Source organism: Neosynechococcus sphagnicola sy1, assembly GCF_000775285.1.
GTDB lineage: Bacteria > Cyanobacteriota > Cyanobacteriia > Neosynechococcales > Neosynechococcaceae > Neosynechococcus > Neosynechococcus sphagnicola.
Genome location: NZ_JJML01000017.1, coordinates 200740 through 221821, shown reverse-complemented (window position 1 = coordinate 221821; position 21082 = coordinate 200740). Strand labels below are relative to the sequence as shown.

Here is a 21082-nt window from a genome sequence, read left to right as displayed (position 1 = left end):
GGAGCTTCGTCTTGCCAAATCTATAGGTTTTCTTGATAGGTAACTTTACTTATTAAAACTTTACAAGTTGCGCAGATTACGGTCAATAATAGGAGTAGAGATCAATATTCCATAACATTTTGGGAAGGGGGTCGCTGATGGTTGTAACTGCTGGTGGTGTTAAGGCAAGTTCAACAGCGCCGAAGCTGGGTCGATTGGCAGTACAGACGGTCGAAATTGCACCCGAGACATTGGCACTGCGATCGCTCGACTGGGATCGTGATCGCTTTGATATTGAATTTGGCCTGCAAAATGGCACCACCTACAACTCCTTCTTGATCCAGGGGGACAAAATTGCCCTCGTGGATACCTCCCATCGCAAGTTTCAAGATCTGTATCTGGAAATCCTGGCCCAGCAGGTTGACCCCCAACGGATTGATTATTTGATCATCAGTCATACCGAGCCTGATCACAGTGGGTTAGTCAGCGATATTTTGGCTCTGGCTCCTCAGGCTACGGTGGTCGCCTCTAAAGTGGCGATCCAGTTTCTCGAAAACCTCATCCACCAGCCCTTTGCTCGTCAGATTGTCAAAAATGGAGATCGCCTAGATCTAGGACAGGGACACGAACTAGAGTTTGTCATCGCCCCCAATCTCCACTGGCCGGATACCATTTTTACCTACGATGCCAAAACCCAGATTCTCTTCACCTGTGATGCCTTTGGCCTGCACTTTTGTGACGATTCTGTCTTTGATGAAGACCTCGATCTGATTGCCGAAGATTTTCGTTACTACTATGACTGTCTGATGGCACCCAATGCCCGCTCTGTGCTGTCAGCGATGAAGCGCATGGCAGAACTACCTGACATTGAGACGATTGCCACCGGGCATGGTCCTCTGTTGCGCCACAATGTTGGGGAACTGACGGGGCGCTATCGAGCCTGGAGTCAAGCTCAAACCAAAGGGGAAACCACCGTCGCCGTCTTTTATATGTCCGACTATGGGTATAGTGACCGCCTCTCCCAGGCGATCGCCCACGGAATCACCAAAACTGGAGTTGCGGTGGAGATGATGGATCTGCGGACAGCTGATCCCCAAGAGGTTCGGGAACTGATGAGCGAGGCGGCAGGCGTCGTGATTGGCATGCCCCCGCAGTCAGGAACCGCTGCTGCAACTGCTAGTACTGCCTTAAGCACTGTTTTGGTGTCAACCTCCAGTAAGCAGGCCGTGGGTCTGTTTGAAGTTGGGGGTGGGGATGATGAATCGGTGTATCCCTTGCGTAACCGTTTACAAGAAATGGGGGTGACAGAGGCATTTCCGCCAATTCTGCTCAAGGAAGTCCCCTCGGAGGCCACCTACCAGTTGTGTGAAGAAGCTGGCACCGATCTGGGGCAGTGGCTCACCCGCGATCGCACCGTCAAGCAGATGAAAGCCCTGGATACCGACCTCGATAAAGCCCTGGGACGACTGAGTGGAGGACTGTACATCATAACCGCCCAAAAGGGAGACCTGAGTAGCGCCATGTTGGCCTCCTGGGTATCTCAGGCCAGTTTTAAGCCCTTGGGCGTTACGATTGCCGTTGCTAAAGACCGTGCCATTGAGTCTTTGATGCATGTCGGAGATCGCTTTGTGCTCAATGTCTTGGAAGAAGGTAATTACCAACTCCTAATGAAGCATTTCTTAAAGCGGTTTTCCCCCGGAGCAGATCGCTTTGCTGGGATTAAAATCTACGCTGCTACCAATGGCTGTCCGATTCTAGCCGATGCTTTAGCCTATTTGGAATGTGAAGTCAGTAGCCGCATGGAATGCAGTGATCACTGGATTGTCTACAGTACGATTCAGGCGGGTCGAGTTTCTAAACCCGATGCCCTAACTGCCATTCATCATCGTAAAGTAGGGAATCATTACTAAATTTCTGAGGAGTCTCCTCGGGAAGCAACCAATCCTTAGCGATGAGATCGGGTATGTACAGAATCTATGCCTTAGTTAATGCCAAGCTGGATCGCTACGCAGGGCCGTACTTCGAGAAGGACATTACTGATATCTTGAGTCGAGAGAAGTTACAGGCCCTCGCCATCGACCTGCAGAAGGTGACGTTTATTGATAGTGCGGGTCTGGGAACCATGGTGCGGATTCTCAAAGCGGTTACCCTCGCAGGCGCTAAACTCTACCTCTGTTCTGCCAGTGAGCAGGTGGAAATGCTGCTGGAACAATCCGGGCTTTACGAACGATTTCGGCACTGTCATCTGCAAGACTTTCCAGACCACTTAGAAACCTGAGTCCCATGTCAGACACGAAACCGCGTGATGTCCAGGTTGCGACCATCGCCGCTGATACCATGATGCTGCGATCGCGGACTTGGGAGCGATTAAAGTTTGAGATCGAGTACTCCCTTCAGCGAGGAACCACCTCCAACTCCTACCTGATTCAGAGCGAGAAAACAGCCCTCTTCGATCCGCCGGGGGAATCCTTCACCGCCATCTACCTGGAGGAGTTACAGCAGCACCTCAACTGGCAGAAGTTAGACTATATCCTCTTGGGGCATGTCAACCCCAACCGCATGGTTACCCTCAAGACCCTGCTAGAATGGGCTCCCCATGTGACGCTGGTGTGCTCCCGCCCTGGAGCCATTACCCTCAAGGCTGCTTTGCCGGAACACGAATCAAAAATTTGGGGAGTGCGGAGCGAAGAGACGCTGGATCTAGGGAAAGGTCATGAGTTGCAGTTCCTGCCTACCCCACCCCCCGGTGGCCCGATGCCCTCTGTATCTACGATCCGGCGACTAGAATTCTATTTACCGACAAATTGTTCGGTGCCCATGTCTGCGGCGATGCCATTGTGGATGAGCAGTGGAAGCAGCTTGATGAAGACCGCCGCTTTTACTTTGATTGTCTCCACGCGGCTCAGGTGCGCCGTGTTGAGGCCGCCCTGGATAAATTTGCCCCCCTGAATCCCAAGTTCTATGCCCCGGCCCATGGCCCTCTGGTGCGCTACAGCCTCAGTCGCCTCACCTTAGACTATCGCCAGTGGTGTGCCCAGCAGCAGTCCAGTGATCTCAATGTTGTGTTGCTCTACGCCTCGGCCTATGGCAATACCGCCATCATTGCCCAAGCGATTGCCAAAGGCATTACCAAGGCAGACGTGGCCGTTGAATCGATTAACTGCGAAGCAGCGGAACTGGCGGAAATTACCAGTGCCATCGAACGGTGTGACGGCTTTGTGATTGGTTCCCCCACCCTGGGCGGCCACGCTCCCACCCAAATCCAAACTGCCCTCGGTATCGTTCTCTCCTCGACCTCAAAAAACAAACTAGCGGGGGTGTTTGGCTCCTATGGCTGGAGCGGGGAGGCGGTGGATTTCCTCGAAGGTAAGCTCCGGGATGCGGGCTATCGCTTTGGGTTTGAGCCGATTCGCGTTAAGTTTACCCCCACCGATATGACGCTCCAGCAGTGCGAAGAAGCGGGTACGGATTTTGCCCAGGCGCTCAAGAAGGTTCGCAAGCAGCGATTTGTCCGCCAACCGGTCACGGAAGGCCAAGCCGATCGCACCGAACAAGCAGTAGGGCGAATTATTGGCTCTCTCTGTGTAGTAACCGCACGCCGGGGTGATGTCACCAGTGGCATGTTGGCCTCTTGGGTCTCCCAGGCCACCTTTAACCCCCCCGGACTGACGGTGGCGATCGCCAAGGATCGGGCCATGGAACCCCTAGCCCATGTAGGGGATCGTTTCGTTTTAAATATTTTGAAGGAAGGCCAAACCCTGCGGCGGCACTTCCTCAAACCCTTTGCCCCAGGGGAAGATCGCTTCGCTGGTCTGGTAGTGCAAACCGCCAGTAATGACTGCTTTATCCTCAGCGATGCCCTAGCTTACCTGGAATGTACGATCCAAAATCGCATGGAATGTGGGGATCACTGGTTACTCTATGCCATCGTCAATCAAGGTAAGGTTCTGGATGGAACAGGTGTTACAGCTATTCAACACCGTAAGACGGGCAGCTATTATTAAGGCTGAGCCTGCGATTGGTTCCTCGTTTTCCACCCGGTTGATACCCCCCATGATGTTTTTCCTCTCTTGGTTGCTGAACACTGTTGTCAACTTGCTCTCATGGCGAACCCAGCCGTCAGTGCCASGGGGGGAGGGCCGCTGTTCTATAGCTACACCGTTCACTGAGCATCGTGCCCCGTGTCGAGGGTGGGGTTGGCTGCTGGCACTGCTTTTGCTGGTCAGTAGCCTCGGGATCGGCGTTTCCCCCGTGCAGGCTGGTTTGAATGATGATCGCTTTGATGGCAATATTTTTGCCCTTTATGCAGGGAATGGTTCCCTGGTACCGCCCAAAGTCACCCTTGCTGAGTCGATGCAGGGGGATAAGCCAACGCTTTTAGTGTTGTACACCGATGATAGTCGGGACTCTAAGGCCTACTCGACGGTTATTTCCCAACTCCAGGCCTATTATGGTCGCGTGGCGGATCTACTCCCCATCAGTATCGATGCCATGCCCATCAAAGCTGCCTATACGCCCACGGAACCTGGTTACTACTATCAAGGGGTCGTCCCCCAAACCGTCTTGTTTAACCAAGCTGGTGCAGTGGTGTTAAACGCGTCAGGGAATATCCCCTTCGAGCAGGTGGATGATGCCTTCCGAGGGGTCTTTAACCTGCTGCCGCGATCGCAATCTGTGGAGTTACGGCGGCGGGCAGTGAACGAACTCAACACGGAACTCGTGCCTTAAAGGTTCCATAGGAATCTTAGTAAAACGTTAGAGTCAGTGGCATCTGCTGTCTGAACAGACTCCCTGTGATTAGATGGAGGAAGTGTGCTGTGTTGTGGCAACCTCCCAAGCTGTCATGGTTCAGCGCTTCACTGTACAAGTCAGGATATTCCTCCGTTTAGACAACCGTTTTTGATCGCTGTTTTCATGCCAGTTGTACCCTTTGGTGTCCATCTCTTCCGGAACTGCCAGGAACTGTATCAGTTCCTCTTTGCCTGCAAACAGATCGCCATTGAGAAAGACCGTACCCAACTTGTCAGTATTTCCCTGGAGACCCCCACCCTTGACCCCCTAGGGGTGCTTCAGGTGCTCCATCAACCCCAACACCTGCACGTTTTACCTGGAAAAGAGGCATCATCCCGACAGTGCGGACGGCCTAGGATTCGGGTTGAGCAATGAACTGGGCAGTGGTTGGGCGATCGCAGCCATGGATGCTACCGCCTATCTGAAAACCGAAGGCCCCCAGCGGTTTAACCTTGCCCAAGACTTCATCCAAGCCTGCCTGGCTGACATCATCAAAGCTGGGACGCTGGATCATCCCTTTGCCGGCCCTCATTTCTTTTGCAGTTTCACCTTTTTTGATCACCACTCCCACCAGGCTCCGGTGTTTCCGGCGGCAACGGTGTTTTTACCTCGGTGGCAGGTGGCTTGCCAGCACGATCAGACGGTGATTGTAGCCAACCTTGTGGTCAGTCCCGACAGTAATCTTCAGTTGCTCACCACCAATCTCTGGCAAGAATGGCAGCGGCTGCAAGCCATCCCTGCGGCACCAGATCGATCCCCAGAGGGGCGCTGGGCAAAGATCGCTGTGCCGTCCTTTGCCCAGCAGGATGTAGTCCCAGCCCACCAGTTTAAGACCGCAGTGGGTTCTGCCCTCTCTGCGATCGCCGCTAATTACTTCCATAAAATTGTCCTGTCCCATCCCCTAGACGTGATTGCGCCGACACCCATTGACTGGGGACACGCCCTGGAAAACTTACGACAGCTCAACAGCGATTGCTATATTTTCTCCACCAGTAATGGGCAGGGGCAAACCTTTATCGGTGCCAGTCCTGAACGCCTCCTGAGCCTGCAACAGGCAAATTTAATCACCGATGCCCTGGCTGGCTCGGCTCCCAGAGGCAAATCTCCCCTTGAAGATGCCCAGTATGCCCATCATCTTCTCCGCAGCACCAAAGAACTGCATGAACACCAGGTTGTGATTGATTTCATTCGTCAACGGCTATCACGCCTTGGGTTAATCCCCCACTGCTCAACGCTGCAACCTTGCCTGCTGCAATTGCCAAACATTCAGCATCTGCGCACCCCAATTCAGGCCCAGGTGCCCCCTGATGTTCACCTTCTGGAAATCTTAGCGGAGTTGCATCCCACCCCCGCCGTTGCCGGAGCCCCCAGAGACATTGCCTGCCAGGAAATTCGTCGCCATGAAACCTTTGAGCGGGGTCTTTATGCTGCTCCTCTGGGTTGGGTAGACCATCATGGCAATGGGGAGTTTATCGTTGGCATTCGTTCAGCGCTCCTAGATGGCTGTCAAGCACGCCTCTATGCCGGTGCGGGGATTGTCGCGGGGTCAGATCCGGATCAAGAACTGGCTGAAATTCACCTCAAACTCCAAGCACTGTTGAAAGCACTCAGCTAAAATCATCTGGCAAAAAATATTGACAAAGCCTACCTTTGGCAAGATTATTAGAGATCGCGGTATTAATCGCGACCTGCGGAACTGGCGGAATTGGTAGACGCGCTAGATTCAGGTTCTAGTGGCAGCAATGCCTTCGGGGTTCAAGTCCCCGGTTCCGCATTTATCGTTGCGTTAACGGACATCAATCTGGGCGAGCTGAGTGTTCTGGTAGTAGTGAGCCAGAATCTGCTGGTAGGTGTAGCCCTGCTTGGACAGGTTATAGGCCCCCCACTGGCTCATTCCGAGACCATGGCCGAAACCCCGGCCATTGATCTGAAACCCCTTGGGTACAGACTGTAAACTGCCCGCGCTGGCAACTGGATCAAATAGGGGGGTGACCTTAAACCAGGTGCTTTTCAAACCCAGGGCACTCCGCACCGCATCCGCATCGATCACCCGTGTCCCTCTGTCCCCCATGACGCGCACACTAATTAGTCGTCCCGTTGGCGAAACTCGGGCGGGGGTAACGGAGATCACGCGTCCGACACCAGAAATCCGTTGGCTGATTTGATCCCGGGAGAAGGTTTGCATCCATTGAAAGACGGGAGACCCCTGATCATAGTCCGGAACACCACGCAGGTAGGGCAGGGGGCGAGACCATACATCCTCGACGTTTTCGGTGTGCCCTCCCGAGGAGGAATGGAATACCGCTTGAATAATTCTGCCTCCATAGCTGAGGACTTGCCCCTGGGTGGCATTCACCGCCGCTTGGGTACTGGGAGATTCTGTGGCCACCCCTTTATAAACTTGCCAAGCAACTGTATCACCGAGATCGAACAGGGCATTGCCTTCGGTTTGGCGTTTTTGCAGGGCATAGGATCGAGAAGCCACGGCCTGAGCCTTCAGGGCTTCCTGGGGCCAGTTGATGCCCATCTCAGCTCCGATCACACTGTATAAGTACTGCTCCAAATCCACATAGTTAATGGCATCTAAGCCCCCAGCCGTTGGCAGCAGTAAGGTTCGTCCTCGATACCAGCGATCGCCAATATAGACATATCCTCCCTGGGAACGGTTCAACCCAAAGCCGCCGCGACTGCCAGCGCTCCAGGCGCACAATGCCTCCAGACAGTTGGGCATTAAAGGCATCCATGGCAGCAATTTGCCCTAAGGGTTTACCCGCACTATCCCGTACAATCGCGGGGGTGGAACTACCCACTTTTACCTGGCTAGCCCCCTCTTGAATGGCAACCCGCAACTCCAGTGCCGCTTGGGCAGGGAGAACCACCAACATCCAGATCAGAGCGGTCAGCCAGCTCTGGCGTCCTAGTATTAATGGAGACTTGAGAAACCCGAGAAATTTTTGCCCCGGTGAGGTCTGATGGGATCTCAGTTTGGCAGTCGTTAACATGATTAGCAAGTCCTCTCCTCACAGCCAAAACATTGAACGAAGGTCACGAATCCTTACACATAGCTACACATAGCTCTGGTCAGGCAGCTGAGAGCATACTCAAACTGTCAAACGCCGATTCCAGGAGGCTACCTGATATACCATTGCCCAAAGCTTTGTAGCCATGGCGATACAACCACAAATTACAATCCAGTCAGTCTTCCTTCGCGTCCTATGTCACCATAGGTGAAGCAATGTCAATGACTCCAGAATTTTGCCGTAGGTTGCTGAGTTTTGCAAATTACTTTTCTCGGAACTAGTTCAGGGGTGCCCACGCGATCGCGCAATGTCTCGAGTATTGCCCTGCGATTGCCCCAACGGGCAGAGGTTTGGCTCTTGGACTGTGGAGAAGGCACCCAACATCAGGTGCTCCACAGTGAGATCAAAATCAGTCAGATCACCCGCATCTTCATTACCCACATGCACGGGGATCACATCTTTGGGCTGATGGGCCTCTTAGCCAGTTGCGGTCTGGCGGGCAACCCCAATCGCATTGATATCTATGGCCCCCCAGGATTGGATGACTATCTGCGAGCCTGTGGCCGTTACTCCCAAACCCACTTTTCGTACCCGATCAAGGTTCATACGGTTCAACCGGGTCTCCTCTTTGAGGATGAAGAATTTCGAGTCCGTTGTGGCCCCTTAAAACATCGCGTCCCGGCCTTTGGTTACCGGATTGAAGAAAAGGATCGCCCCGGCCATTTTGACGCTGATCAAGCCGCAGCTCTGGGAATACCCTTTGGTCCCCTCTACGGCAAACTCAAGCGCGGAGAACAAATTACCTTGCCCGATGGGCGTAAAGTTCAGGGTCGGGATCTTTGTGGCCCCACCCAGGTGGGGCGGAAGCTCGCCTACTGCACCGATACCATCTACTGTGACGAGGCGGTAGAACTGGCTGCGGGGGTGGATGTTTTGATTCACGAAGCCACCTTTGCCCACCAGGATGCAGCGTTAGCCTATCAACGCCTCCACTCCACCTCAACCATGGCGGCTCAAGTGGCATTGGCTGCCCAGGTACAGCAATTAATCATGACCCATTTCAGTCCCCGCTATGCCCCTGGCAATGCCCTAGAACTGGGGGATCTGTTGGCAGAAGCCCGGGCTATTTTTCCCCATACGGAGATGGCCTACGATTTTCTCACCTACGAAATTTCTCGCCACCCTAACACGGGGGGAGACCGTCGCGGCACGGCTGCCCTAGCCGATCTGACCCATCGCTAGGCGAAATTCAAAATAGAGGCTCCTATGGAAGTTGCATGGCAGGTTGCGAAAACCTACGAAGATATTCTTTATCACAAGGCAGACGGCATCGCCAAAATTACGATCAATCGCCCTCACAAACGCAATGCCTTCCGACCCGAAACGATTACGGAACTCTATGATGCCTTTAGCAATGCTCGGGAAGATGGTCGCATCGGCGTTGTCTTACTCACGGGCGCTGGCCCCCATACCGATGGCAAGTATGCCTTTTGTTCCGGGGGGGATCAGAGTGTCCGGGGGCAGGCAGGCTACGTGGATCGCGAGGGTGTGCCGCGATTGAATGTCCTGGATCTCCAACGCCTAATTCGCTCCATGCCGAAGGTGGTGATTGCCCTAGTGGCTGGTTACGCCATCCGGGGGTGGGCATGTCTTGCATTTAGTCTGTGACTTAACGATCGCCGCAGAAAATGCAATTTTTGGCCAAACAGGTCCTAAGGTCGGCAGTTTTGATGGGGGCTTTGGAGCCAGCTACCTCGCACGGGTTGTCGGTCAAAAGAAAGCCCGAGAAATCTGGTACCTCTGTCGCCAGTACACAGCGGCTGAAGCGGAAGCCATGGGACTGGTCAACTGCATCGTAGCCGTGGAGCAGTTAGAGGCGGAAGGGGTACAGTGGGCACGGGAGATCCTCGACAAAAGCCCGATCGCCATTCGTTGTCTCAAATCAGCCTTCAATGCTGACTGTGATGGCCAAGCTGGGTTACAGGAACTGGCCGGCAACGCCACCCTGCTCTACTACATGACCGCAGAGGGATCGGAGGGCAAACAAGCCTTTCTGGAAAAACGTCCTCCTAATTTCCGCCAGTACCCCTGGCTGCCGTAACCTGCAAATTTTCCCCTGATGAACTTACTGCCCACGAGTGTTGCTCTCTGCCTCTGTTTGCTGGCTGTCTTCGGGTTCCTGCTCAGCCTTTGGATTGTGATCCCAGCACCCACCGAGTGGCTCCTCCCCTTGGCCGTGGGTGCCCCAGAGTTGAGTCCCTGGTTGCTGGGGCTGAATCTGTTGGTCATGGTGCTGTCGTTCCTAGGATGTCAGCTGTTAGGCTGGCAACAGATGGGATGGCTACGTCTGAGTTTGGGGTTGAGTCTGGTGGCGGTGATCTGGAGTGCTGTCCCCTTGGTGCAACTACCTGGGGTGATTGACCATGCCAACCTGGTAATGCAGCGATCGCTGGGGGCTGACTATGCCTGGAAAATTCCTCACCAGGTGGTGTCCAAGCTGCGATCGCAGCCGTTTCAGTTCCAAACAGCCTTCACTGGCATTGCCATACCAACCGGGCGAGAGACCCTGGGCATAGAGTTTGCAGCCCCCGATCACCAGCCCTTAAAACTGGATGTTTACCATCCCGATGACGTGGGTCTCTATCCGGCCATTGTCGTTATCTACGGGGGCGCATGGCAGCGGGGCAGTCCCAGCCAGAATCAGCCGTTTAGCCGTTACATGGCAAATCAAGGCTACACCGTGGTCGCGGTTTCCTACCGACATGCTCCCAGATTTCATTTTCCGGCTCAGTTAGAGGATATTCAGGCGGCGCTGGGATTTATCCATGACCACGCGATCGCCCTCGAAATTGATACCCAGCGCCTCGCCCTCATGGGTTGGTCTGCCGGAGCCCACCTAGCGATGCTGGCCGCTTATCAGCCCTCGACTTTCCCCGTACAGGCAGTGGTGAGTTACTATGGCCCCGTAGATCTGGCCAAAGGATACTACGATCTGCCCAAACCTGATCCCATGGGAGCCCAAGCCATCCTCCGAACATTCATCGGCGGATCGCCTCCAGAATTTCCCCTAGCGTTCCAGCAGGCTTCCCCCATCCATTGGGTTAGATCCCAGTTACCGCCCACATTGCTGGTTTACGGGGGGCACGATCATGTCGTCGAGGCGAGATTTGGTCAACACTTATCAGAGGAATTGCAGGCAGCGGGCAACACCACGGTATTCCTAGAAATACCCTGGGCCGAACATGCCTTTGATGCGGTGTTTAATGGTCCCAGTAATCAGTTGGCTCTTTACTATACGGAGCGCTTTTTAGCTTGGGCCTTGAAACCGGGTACCTAGCCAATTTATCTGTCAAGTCCCCCAAGGGGTTTGTTCTCCGGTTGCCATGATTAAAATCCTGCATCTCTCTGATATTCACTTGGGTAGTGGCTTTATCCACGGGCGCATCAACCCTGCCACAGGGCTGAATACTCGCCTAGAGGATTTTGTCGCCACCTTGGGACAGTGCATCGATCGCGCCATTGCCGAGCCTGTTGATCTGGTGTTGTTTGGGGGCGATGCCTTCCCTGATGCCACCCCTCCCCCCGTCGTTCAAGAAGCATTTGCCAGTCAGTTCCGTCGCCTTGCAGATGCTCAGATCCCCACCGTCCTGCTCGTCGGCAACCATGATCAGCATTCCCAGGGGCAGGGGGGAGCGAGTCTATGTATCTATCGCACCTTAGGGGTACCAGGATTTATGGTTGGCGATCGCCTGCACACCTATTGCATCCAGACCTCCCATGGCCCGGTGCAGGTAATGACACTCCCTTGGTTAACCCGTTCGACGCTCCTCACCCGCCCCGAAACCGAGGGACTGTCCCTGGGGGAGGTCAACCAGCTCTTGATTGAGCGACTGCGAGTGGCGCTGGAGGGAGAAATTCGGCAGCTTGATCCCGATATTCCCACCGTCCTACTGGCGCATTTAATGGCAGATACGGCTCGTTATGGTGCTGAACGCTTTCTGGCCGTGGGCAAGGGGTTTACAATTCCGCTGTCCTTGCTGACCCGCCCCTGCTTTGACTACGTGGCCCTAGGTCATGTCCACCGGCATCAAATTCTCTGTGAGCAGCCCCCCGTTGTTTACCCCGGCAGCATTGAGCGGGTTGACTTCAGTGAAGCCCAAGAGGATAAGGGCTTTATGCTGATTCATTTAGGGCAGGGGCAGACCCAGTTAGAGTTTTGCCCCCTCTCCGTCCGCAGCTTCCACACCGTTGAGGTGGATGTCTCCGATGTTGCCGATCCCCAGGCCGCATTGATGGCAGCCTTAAAGCCCGACCAAATTGAATCCGCAGTGGTGCGGCTAATCTATCGCCTTCGCACTGAGCAGTTGGATCAAGTGGACACAGCACTGCTCCATCAAGCGCTAAGTTCGGCGCACAGTTACACGATCCAACCGGAATTGATCAGTCAACTGGCGCGATCGCGACTGCCTGAACTCGGAGCTGACAGCAGCCTCGACCCCCTAGAAGCCCTGAAGACTTATTTAGCAAGTCGTGAAGATTTACAAGATATTGCTACCGATCTCCTGGAAGCAGCTCAGCATCTATTGACGGATGCCAGCATCGACGACAAACCCGAGGTGGCATCGGTTACCGTTAGCCCAACCCTAGCAACAAGCTCCGACTCAGAACCCCAAGGACAGCTGCGGTTGCTATAGCGCCCTTGGGCCTTACCTACTTCACTTCACTGGGTTATCGTCCAGGGGATCGGTGACTAGCCGCCCAATGGCATCAATGGCTGCTAAGTCTTCCGCATTTAAATCTACGGTTACTGCCAGAGCATTTTCTCGCACTTGATCCGCTGCCCTGGCACCCACAATCGCCTGGGTTTGGGGCTGGGCAATTAACCAGGCCAGCGCTAAATTTCCCAGAGTTGTGTGATGGCGCTGGGCAATCGGACGCAATTTTTCCAGGGCTTGTTGCGCCCGTTCCATATTCTCGCCCTGGAAAAGTTTGTTCGCCGCCCGGTTATCTTCAGGAGGAAATTGATGCCCTCGCCCAAAGCGCCCGGTCAATAACCCCTGAGCCAAGGAAGAATACGCCAGAATGGAAATTTGGTGTTCAACGCAGTAGGCAACCGACGCTTGCTCCACCTGCCGCCAAAACAAAGAATAGGAGGGTTGCAGACTATCAATTCGCCCATATTGTGACGCTTCCGCCAGTTGTTCACAGGAGAAATTAGAGACCCCGATCGCTCGAATTTTGCCCTGTTGCTTCAAGGTATTCAGAGCTGTCATGGTTTCAGAAATAGGAACGATTTCTGCGCCGAAGGCTCCGGTCGGCCAGTGAATTTGATACAGATCGATATAGTCGGTCTTGAGATTTTTCAGAGAGCGATCGCAGGCTTGAAGGACCTGATCGAACTTTAAATGGGTAGGAAATACCTTGGTGGCATAAACGACCTGATTGCGGACTGTTGAAAGTGCTGCTGCCACCATCTGCTCAGAGTGACCCTCGCCATAAACCTCAGCTGTATCAATGGTGGTAATGCCGCAATCAAAAGCGGTGCGAATGGCCTGCACCGTCTCTGAGTCTTCAATCCCAACCCACCCCCGTTTTCCAGCCTGCCAAGTTCCCATCAAGATGGGAGTGATCAAAATATCCGTCGTCCCCAGTTTGCGTGGTTCCATTAGGTGCAATTGGCATCAGAGGAGCCATCGTCGCCAGCCGTTCGCATGGTGCCGATCAGGGTTGAAACCCAAACACAACGCCTAGGCATGGTTCTAGTTTTGGGGATGAAGGTAATTCTCCCCATTGAGCCATCTACCCAACCATCGTCTTGAAAGCGAATACTCCGATAGCTATTTCGCAGGGTCATAGAGCTATTGGTGGCATCGACCTGAATGTTAGTCCCCCCTGTAACCAGGGTCTGCCAAGCGCCCATGCAGTTATTCGCAGCAACCTCTGGTTGGGCAACGGTTTGTACCTGGTACTCAACCCCATTGGTACTACTGGTGCGAAAACAAGCTTGTACCTTTTGTGAACTCTGCTTGGCCGTTGATTGCGCTTGCCTGATTACATTTAAGGCATTGGCTTGGGCACTATTTAGCTGCTGCCGTGTGAGCAGGGCAAATAGACTAGGCGTGACTAGGGCAGACAAAACACCCATCACAACTAGCGTGATCATAATCTCAGTTAAGGTGTATCCCGAAGTAGAGTTTTTCATAACAGCTAAAAAATGAGTTATCCACTGAGTTATCCACACTTAATTAGGTGGGGTTCGTTGAAAGACACTGCGAGCTTGGGCTTGGGTTTGCACACTGGGTTTGTAAAGCGGTTGTTGGGCCGTACTGGCTTGAGAAAAATTAGCCCGTGTCAAGGCATTCCCCCGCAGGTATAGGATGGCATCCTGAACCAGACCAATATTCCTGTCTTCTACAGGACTTCTGACACAGGCATAGAAATTGCTATTGATCAGTGCTGATGCATCTGCAAACTGCTGACCACTTAGGGTATAACTGGTTGCACAGGTGACAGGTGCCGTCGCAATATCGTAGTCAACATAGTCAACCACGGTAATGGGCGATTCCATTGCCAATGATTCACAGGTGATAGTGCCGCCGCTTTCAGAACAAGGCCACTTTCTAAAGCTGGAATCAGGGTCGGTGGTGTAATTTTTGGTGAGGGTTGCCACACCACCAGACGGATATTGCTGCAACTGATAGCGACGCAGAAAGGCTGGCCCCTCCCAGAGCCTAGAGGGGTCTGTGGTGGAATTATCTGGCACCAAGGCATAGACCACTAAGGTGTAGGCATTTTGGACAATTCTGAGGGCTTCACATTCAGACCGCTGAAGATTCTGGGCCGTTGTGGCTGTGGCGGGGTTGGGGGCAAAGGCTGTACATTGAGCCGTGGTGGGCAGATTCTCATCGCCAGTGGGGCTATCCACATAGGGGACTTTATCCAGTTTCCAAAAAGCCACGACCGGAATCACTTTAGCGGCACCCGAGCTGGGTAGGTTGATGGTCGAGGCTAAAGAAGCCAGATAATTGGTGGTGGCTCCGACTACAATGCTACGGCTTGGGCAGTTGGTAGCAGAGGCTGTGGCATTCACACACCCTGGTTCGTAGATATAAATCGCTTGCCGCAGATCAGAGGCAATAAAATCGAGAGCTTGAGCCATTTCTCGCTGAACTTCGGTACGGGCAAAATCCCGCCGATCATTTTGCATCAACTCCACCACCATTGAGAGCATTGCCCCAGTCAAAATTGCGGCTACCAAGCCAGCAACCAAAAGTTCTATGAGGGTGAACCCCAGGGTGCCTCGTCGCCGAAGCCTGCCCCAATAGACTGCAAGGTATCTGGTAATTAAATGGTTCATAACCTCAAATCAATGCTACTTTGTTGGACAAGTAAAGGTCAGCCCTAGTCTCTGTTTTTCAAGATCACAGTAGTTTTTCAAAGAAGAATATCTGGGAGATAAGGTGTCGTTATTACCCGGAAAATCACTGCGAACGATGGGGGCGTATAACGTGATCAGAGGCCGCCGCCCTCCTGAACCAGGTTCGATCCGGCTCTGATTGGTGGATAAACCTAAGGTCGCATTGGCCACGGGGGGAGATTCTAAGGTACCTGCTTTCAGGGCATTGATGTCATAAACTCGTACCCCAATGCTCATCGACATTGGCAGACTGGTGACACTGTCTGTTACCGTATTCACTCGAAACGTCTGAATGCCCAAAACAATATCCCCACTGACGGGGTGCTTCACCATGCACCAACTGGTGGATGTTGAGGCAGGGAGGCAGGTTGTGTCTAAGTAGGTTAACGTCGAGGTAGTTCCAGAGGGGGCGGGTACACTCTGGGGGGTTGTTTGAGAGGCGATGGGCGGTAGCTGAGGATTTAACTCTGAATAGGTTAAATCTCCCCGTTCCACTAGCAAACGAATCCGATTCACTTCGCCCTGAGCCACTTGCAAAGCTAGCTCTGCCTTCTGATTCTGACCTCGAGTCATCACGGTCATGGCAATGGCTGGGAACAGGGTCAGGCCAACAATTCCTAAAATAAACGTTGCAATTAACGCCTCAATGAGGGTGAAGCCAGCCTCTGACCGTCGGGAAGGTATTCGTTGCATTGTGATTCCTCGATATCCAAGGATTAACTAACAAGGTTTGGTGGTAACAGCGCGGAGTTTGCAAATATAGGGGTCGGTGGCATCCAATTCGCGGTAAAACTCATCTCGACTTTTTGTGAGTTCTGCCATCCGCTTGGTAACGGGACTCGCCGCCGAATATTGCAGACCCACGTCATAGCCCCAACGCCGATTGGGTGGCGAGTAATAGCCAAAACAGATGCCCCCGGAACAGAGACCTGTGGAAGCTGCTGTGGGTGGCTCCCAAGCGTCTTGGTCAAAGGGACCATTGGCAGAGCTACTGTAGTTGAGTTGAATCAACGCACCGGAAATAAACAAATCGACACCAGACCAGTTTTCTAGAAAGCGGGGGAAGTTGTGCAACCCGCCATTACTGGCGTTGGGTCGTGGGGGGATGAGGCCACTAATGACAATGGCATTCACCCGTGTACCTGTAGAGTTGATCAACTGACTGCCACGCCGAGTTGAGGAACCCACGTTAAAGCTTTCTATCCCTGGAACTGGAATCGGACGGTGGGTGAGTTCATCCAGCAGCACCACCCGCACTGGGGTTCCCAAGTTACTACCATCTAGAGCCTTCGTCTCGGTGGCAGTTTCAACAGCAATGTTATAGGTGGTCGTGTCAGTCCCGTTGTCGAATCGCATCTGACCACTGGCATTGACGCGGAAACACACCCCTTCGGTTTTAAAAGCCTTACTTGTAACAGCCAGCGTTCCCACAGTGCTAGTGGTATTAGCCGTATTACTACCAGCAGCCACAGAAAACGGCTCCAGGTTCTGCACCTTCGGTATAGGGAATCAGAGGGTTACCTGCAACAACTGTGGTTCCCGTATCCGCTCTATAAGGGATAAAGCCGCTGTAGCTGCGGGTATAGTTGGGCGGCGTTGTCGTTGGGGTCGGCGGAATCGTGTCATAGGTGGGGCGAAACACACCCAGGATATAGTTGGTCGGGTCAGCGCAGTTGGGCAGACCATCAGCATCAGTGCCAACACCACGTCTATTTGCATCTTGGGCAGGCGTGGTGGCTTGAGTTGTATTGGCAGGCCAAATATCACTTCCTGATATGGTAGTCGCACTAGTCCGATCAATATTTAGCCGTCGAATTGTGCCAGCGGTATTTGACCAAGTGGTAGCCCCCGTATCAACAACAGGGTTGCCCTGGGCGGTAAATCGCACGGGGGTCATCACCTGCTCCAGAACCACCCAGTGCTGCCTCCCGCTGCCAGGTGAGATTTGCTACGGTCGTAGACGGCCAGTTGAGACCATTGGCATGAATGAGGTTCTGATTGATGTAAGAAGTGTTGTCAACACTGGTGTTGCAGCCATAGTGGTTATCTCGCACCGCGCTATCGGTCAAAATCCCACTTCCTGGGGTAATGTTTGCGGTGTCGTTGGTCAAATCTCCATCCTGGCGAATTAAATCTTCAAGACTGCCATCACAGAAGTTTGACGACAGCAGCGTGATCCCATCGGCCAGTAGCTCTGCGGGTCGCCAGGTGTCAGAGGTGGAACGGGCAAAGGCGTTGTTAATCTTCGATGCCACATCCCCACGGGTGTAGAAGTTACTATAATCTGCGAGCAGAAACGGAGAATTGAACTCCTCAATATCATTGGCGGCACCATTGGTGCTGTGGAAATTAAAGTTGCCCTGAACATAGGTAGGGTTATCAGAGACAAAGGTAATGCCGTAGATATTGTCGCCATCTGAAATTCCAACTCGCTTCAGGATTTCTCCCTGGATCAGACGGAAACCATAGGGTTTGCGCGCTGGATCGGGGAAGTAGTCAATCGGCTTCGGGCTAATGCCGCGATCGCTGCTGTTAGCGGTTGGTTTATAGACAGGTGGATCTTGCCCGATCGCCCCCAGACGTGGATCTGTGGACACCACATTGGTGTTCATAATGTTCGTCAAGCTGCTGGGGTTGGCGAAGGCCGTATTCCAGGCAGACAGGTAGGTACTCCAATTAGACAGCTGTGGTCTTGCAATGGAATCTTCCCTGGCGGCATCCTCTCGGAAGGCGAAGACCAACCCACTACTAGGCAACCAGGTGTCACTACTACCTGTGGGTTTGTTCTGCCGCAACAGACCCAGATCGAAATTCAGCACCCGCACGGCCATTTGTTCCCGACCATTGAATACCACCGTATCTTTGAGGGGAATTCTGTAGAAGGTTCCCCCGGTAACGGTGGGGGCTGTGGTGGGAGTACCGGGGGTGCTGCGCGTACCCCCGACATTGATCAAGTTAAAGTTGCTACAGTTCACCGTACTGGCGTTGTTGGGGCAGGTGGTGCCAGAGGTTTTCGGTAAGGTCCAATTCGCAAGGGTTCTGGGGGCAACCTGCCCAGCGATGGTATTTAGCTCTGAATCACTAATGGCCTGGTAGTAAGAGGTATTGGCTAAACCGGCACTGTTGATGGAGGCAATGGTGGGGTAGCCCAGAGTGTTGGTACGATCTTCCGCGTGGGCGGTTGAGGGGAAAATATAGTAGAGCGACCGATAATAGGGGACGCTGGTGCCGTAGGTGGTGGGGGTGCCATCCCGGCTTTTTTTAACACTTTGAGAGCCAGGGTTAACATAGGTTGGATCAGCATCGATCCGGGCATCTATGTTAAAGGCCAGCATTCCTAAGGTACAGGCTGCTGAGTGCAGGGTCGATTTGTCAGCAATGCTCAGGTTGGCGTAGGCAACTCCACTGTCAATCACCCGCCGTAGTTCAGAGAAGTTGCCCCAAGCGGTAATGGCAGGGTCAGGGTGGACTGGCACGGTTGCGGTGGTTGCAGTTTCTTGCAGGGGAGGGAAGGCTCCATTGGTGTCACCTGCAAACCGAGCCAGGTTGGTGAGTGCCTTCCACATCGGGGTACCACTGGCAAACACACTCTCCGGGGGAGGGGAATATTCCCACCCGTTGGTACCTTGACCCGTGAAAAAGTCAGCGGCGGTGGCGGTGGTGCTGGGAGCAGCTGAGAAAAAACGAGGAATTGGCTAGGGTCCAGGCAGTACCAGGATGAACGGTGGTTGACAGACACGCAAGGGGGTAGTAGCCCCTGCTGGTATCTGTGGGGTCTTTGTAGTGATAGATGGCTGTGCCTTGAACCGCCGCTAAGTTATCGCGCTCGAACCGCCGCTGCCGGGTTTCATTATCTCGACCGACTCCCAAAAAGCCTGCGGGGATGACATTATAGTTGGACAGGGGTTGAGCCAGTTCCAATCGTTGGCCAACAATGACCCGCATCCCTTCTCGACGGGCACGGCGCTCCCAATAGCCATCTAAACCAATATCTTCCGGATCTCCTCCGGTAGGAGGGTCGTCACGAATCAGGTCATCCCCGGTTTTGCTTTGGGGGAGGGTATCACTTGCCAGAATCGTTGTGCCGATGGGCTGCCCCGAAGATGTAATGGTACAAACACCGCTGGCATCGGCCAAACTTTTGGTGTAGCTAGGCTTGGGACCATAGCGATTATCGGCACGGTAGGTGTCATCCACATAGGGGGGGGCACTTGGGTGTTAACACCTGTACCCTTCCCGCCACTTTCTTCGTACCCGCCTCTGTACTGCCGGAATTGTAGACGGTGTCCCGATAATCTGTATAGCTTGTGCTTCCTGATCCGACCCCCCGAGGCTTAGACTGGTCGTTAATCAGGAGAGCCAAGGGGTCTTGAGTGAGTAGAGGAAAGGTATTAACAGCTCCCGTCGGATTGAAGGCATCTCGAGATGCGGTTGCACTTCCAGTAGTGGGGTTCAGATTAATCGTATTGGCGGCAGGGGGAGCTGTCGTAGTGCCGGGATGAATATCAAACTTTACCTCAGTACTTGATTGAGCAGTATTATCGTCGGCATTACCCGCAGCTAACAAGCCCCGAATTGTGATATCTGAGTTCTCAACCGGCAGGTAGAAACAAGACGCCGGGGCACTGACCATGTAGCTTCGGAATTCACTACCATTCTCATAAAGAAATAGACTACCTTCGGTATGAACTCGCCCGTTAGAGGTAAAAGGGGGAGTTTGCTGAATCATTAAGTCAGTACGGAACCAGGAGGCGTAGGTGTTGCCTGGTTTGATTTCCCGATCCTGTTGGTACTGAAGCGTGGCAAACCCCGTGGCGCTGGTGGGAACAGCAACGGCAAAAATTTGAAAGTTCTTTCGGGAAATCCCAGTGGAGGACTTGAACCAGCCCGATCCTGCTTGGGTCAGGGTGCCACTACTAGAAACTTGGCAAACGTTACCAACGGCACCCCGTGGGCCATTGCGAACCATGAGGTTATTAGCTTTTGTCGTGTCAGAGGGCTGGGGATCGTCACTAATGGTAACGGTGCCATCCGCGCTGGCGGCTCTGAGAAAGATTCCATAGACAATGGTGGCATCGTTGACCCCATCTGCATTGGAATCGATGGGAAAACTCCAAGCAGTGTCTTCATTGCCGTCCCCATCAATATCTTTTCGGGTTTCGCCAGGAAGGTTATAGGGATTGTTCGTCAATGCTGCCACCCCAGCAGCGCCATTATTAAGTAAGATGCCCAAGAGAGCATCCTCAGCTGGCTCCCCACTGGGTAGACGGGTGTCGTTATTGAACAGGTACTCCAGCTTGGCCTTCGCTCGGTCGATCGCGGGTGTCACCGCGTTGACGATCACTTGTTTTTGGCGTTCAGAAATCACCTGGGTAGAACGGTTAAAAGCCCGGAAGAGCAACGTACTGGTTACCAAAGTAACAATCAGTAGCAGGATCATTACGGTTGGTAGCACAAACCCCGCCAGCGATCGCTTTGACTGTTGACTGAGGAGAACTAGACTACGGAGCAGCCAGGTCATGAAGCGTTGGGTGACCGTGTAAGGCAGCTTCCAGATTGCTCTCAGGAGTTTTTGAACAGTTTGAGCGTGCTGAGGGGTGGACATGGTTGCTTTCCTGGCAAAGAACTGAAAGGCGGGGCAAAAATTAAACTTGGTTTCAGTCGATAGGCGACGGTGAGCCACTCAGGGGTAACGACAGCAACAGGTTTTTATGGGGAAATTGGGTAAATGGACAAGGGGGCTACTACTTAAACTATGATACCAAGACCTTCCAGTATCCACTGTGATCTGAAACCATGCCAACAGGAAATTAATAGGGAAGGATTCCTCTCAGGCAATGCTCTTGGATAGGCGGTGGCAGTGTTGGCAGGGATT

Annotated in this window: 17 protein-coding genes, 1 tRNA gene and 3 pseudogenes; 11 read left to right on the top strand and 10 right to left on the bottom strand. The window is 53.3% G+C overall.

All coding sequences use genetic code 11. The features are described 5' to 3' along the window. Positions 1–137 precede the first annotated feature (137 nt). The 7 genes and pseudogenes from DO97_RS09290 to DO97_RS09265 all read left to right on the top strand — a co-directional run bounded on the left by DO97_RS09290 (position 138) and on the right by DO97_RS09265 (position 6544). The gene (locus DO97_RS09290) at positions 138–1889 is read left to right on the top strand and encodes a diflavin flavoprotein (protein WP_052128559.1); all 1752 of its coding nucleotides are present in this window, start codon (positions 138–140) and stop codon (positions 1887–1889) included. A gap of 53 nt (positions 1890–1942) precedes the next feature. Then, on the top strand, positions 1943–2257 hold the full coding sequence (locus DO97_RS09285) for an STAS domain-containing protein (RefSeq protein ID WP_052128558.1): 315 nt from the start codon (positions 1943–1945) through the stop codon (positions 2255–2257). A gap of 5 nt (positions 2258–2262) precedes the next feature. After that, a pseudogene (locus tag DO97_RS09280) lies at positions 2263–3983 on the top strand (diflavin flavoprotein). Positions 3984–4230: 247 nt separating this feature from the next. Then, positions 4231–4707 (top strand): thylakoid membrane photosystem I accumulation factor, encoded by a 477-nt coding sequence (locus tag DO97_RS09275; protein ID WP_239651596.1) that lies wholly within the window; start codon positions 4231–4233, stop codon positions 4705–4707. Positions 4708–4893: 186 nt separating this feature from the next. Beyond that, positions 4894–5145: a hypothetical protein gene (locus tag DO97_RS25025; protein WP_204368552.1), complete on the top strand. Its 252-nt coding sequence runs from the start codon at positions 4894–4896 to the stop codon at positions 5143–5145. After that, positions 5135–6385 carry an isochorismate synthase gene (locus DO97_RS09270; RefSeq protein ID WP_204368551.1) on the top strand — a complete coding sequence of 417 codons (1251 nt, stop codon included), beginning with the start codon at positions 5135–5137 and terminating at the stop codon, positions 6383–6385. The genes DO97_RS25025 and DO97_RS09270 overlap by 11 nt, the downstream gene beginning before the upstream one ends. A gap of 75 nt (positions 6386–6460) precedes the next feature. Continuing rightward, positions 6461–6544 (top strand) — tRNA-Leu (locus tag DO97_RS09265). Between the two features lie 12 nt (positions 6545–6556). On the opposite strand, the pseudogene DO97_RS26265 reads toward DO97_RS09265, so the two are convergent. Next, a pseudogene (locus tag DO97_RS26265) lies at positions 6557–7655 on the bottom strand (SpoIID/LytB domain-containing protein). A 390-nt stretch (positions 7656–8045) separates the two neighbouring features. On the opposite strand from DO97_RS26265, the gene DO97_RS09255 reads away from it, so the two are divergent. The 4 genes and pseudogenes from DO97_RS09255 (at position 8046) to sbcD (ending at position 12484) form a co-directional block, all read left to right on the top strand. Next, the gene (locus DO97_RS09255) at positions 8046–9032 is read left to right on the top strand and encodes a ribonuclease Z (protein ID WP_036532671.1); all 987 of its coding nucleotides are present in this window, start codon (positions 8046–8048) and stop codon (positions 9030–9032) included. A 24-nt stretch (positions 9033–9056) separates the two neighbouring features. Next, positions 9057–9891, top strand: a pseudogene (menB, locus tag DO97_RS09250) (1,4-dihydroxy-2-naphthoyl-CoA synthase). A gap of 18 nt (positions 9892–9909) precedes the next feature. Next, the gene (locus DO97_RS09245) at positions 9910–11127 is read left to right on the top strand and encodes an alpha/beta hydrolase (protein WP_052128557.1); all 1218 of its coding nucleotides are present in this window, start codon (positions 9910–9912) and stop codon (positions 11125–11127) included. A 46-nt stretch (positions 11128–11173) separates the two neighbouring features. Then, complete coding sequence (sbcD, locus tag DO97_RS09240; RefSeq protein ID WP_036532667.1) at positions 11174–12484, top strand: exonuclease subunit SbcD; 1311 nt, start codon at positions 11174–11176, stop codon at positions 12482–12484. Positions 12485–12505: 21 nt separating this feature from the next. Here the strand turns inward: sbcD and DO97_RS09235 are convergent, their stop codons facing one another. Genes DO97_RS09235 through DO97_RS09195 form a run of 9 tightly spaced genes read right to left on the bottom strand, consistent with a single transcriptional unit; the run spans position 12506 to position 20812 of the window. Next, a complete protein-coding gene (locus DO97_RS09235; RefSeq protein ID WP_036532665.1) occupies positions 12506–13456 on the bottom strand; it encodes an aldo/keto reductase in 951 nt (316 codons plus the stop codon). Further along, on the bottom strand, positions 13456–13992 hold the full coding sequence (locus DO97_RS09230) for a pilus assembly FimT family protein (protein WP_036532663.1): 537 nt from the start codon (positions 13990–13992) through the stop codon (positions 13456–13458). The genes DO97_RS09235 and DO97_RS09230 overlap by 1 nt, the downstream gene beginning before the upstream one ends. Before the next feature lie 39 nt (positions 13993–14031). Next, positions 14032–15147: a PilW family protein gene (locus DO97_RS09225; protein WP_036532661.1), complete on the bottom strand. Its 1116-nt coding sequence runs from the start codon at positions 15145–15147 to the stop codon at positions 14032–14034. A 15-nt stretch (positions 15148–15162) separates the two neighbouring features. Then, positions 15163–15900, bottom strand: coding sequence for a type IV pilus modification PilV family protein (locus DO97_RS09220; RefSeq protein ID WP_036532659.1), 738 nt, complete (start codon positions 15898–15900; stop codon positions 15163–15165). Positions 15901–15927: 27 nt separating this feature from the next. Then, complete coding sequence (locus DO97_RS09215) at positions 15928–16677, bottom strand: hypothetical protein (protein ID WP_036532657.1); 750 nt, start codon at positions 16675–16677, stop codon at positions 15928–15930. After that, entirely contained in the window at positions 16664–17104 is a 441-nt protein-coding gene (locus DO97_RS09210; protein WP_036532656.1) for a hypothetical protein, read from the bottom strand. Before DO97_RS09210 ends, DO97_RS09215 begins: the two co-directional genes overlap by 14 nt. Then, on the bottom strand, positions 17061–18794 hold the full coding sequence (locus DO97_RS09205; RefSeq protein ID WP_036532654.1) for a hypothetical protein: 1734 nt from the start codon (positions 18792–18794) through the stop codon (positions 17061–17063). The genes DO97_RS09210 and DO97_RS09205 overlap by 44 nt, the downstream gene beginning before the upstream one ends. 55 nt (positions 18795–18849) lie before the next feature. After that, a complete protein-coding gene (locus DO97_RS09200) occupies positions 18850–19404 on the bottom strand; it encodes a hypothetical protein (protein WP_036532651.1) in 555 nt (184 codons plus the stop codon). After that, on the bottom strand, positions 19397–20812 hold the full coding sequence (locus DO97_RS09195) for a hypothetical protein (protein ID WP_036532649.1): 1416 nt from the start codon (positions 20810–20812) through the stop codon (positions 19397–19399). Before DO97_RS09195 ends, DO97_RS09200 begins: the two co-directional genes overlap by 8 nt. Positions 20813–21082: the final 270 nt, after the last annotated feature.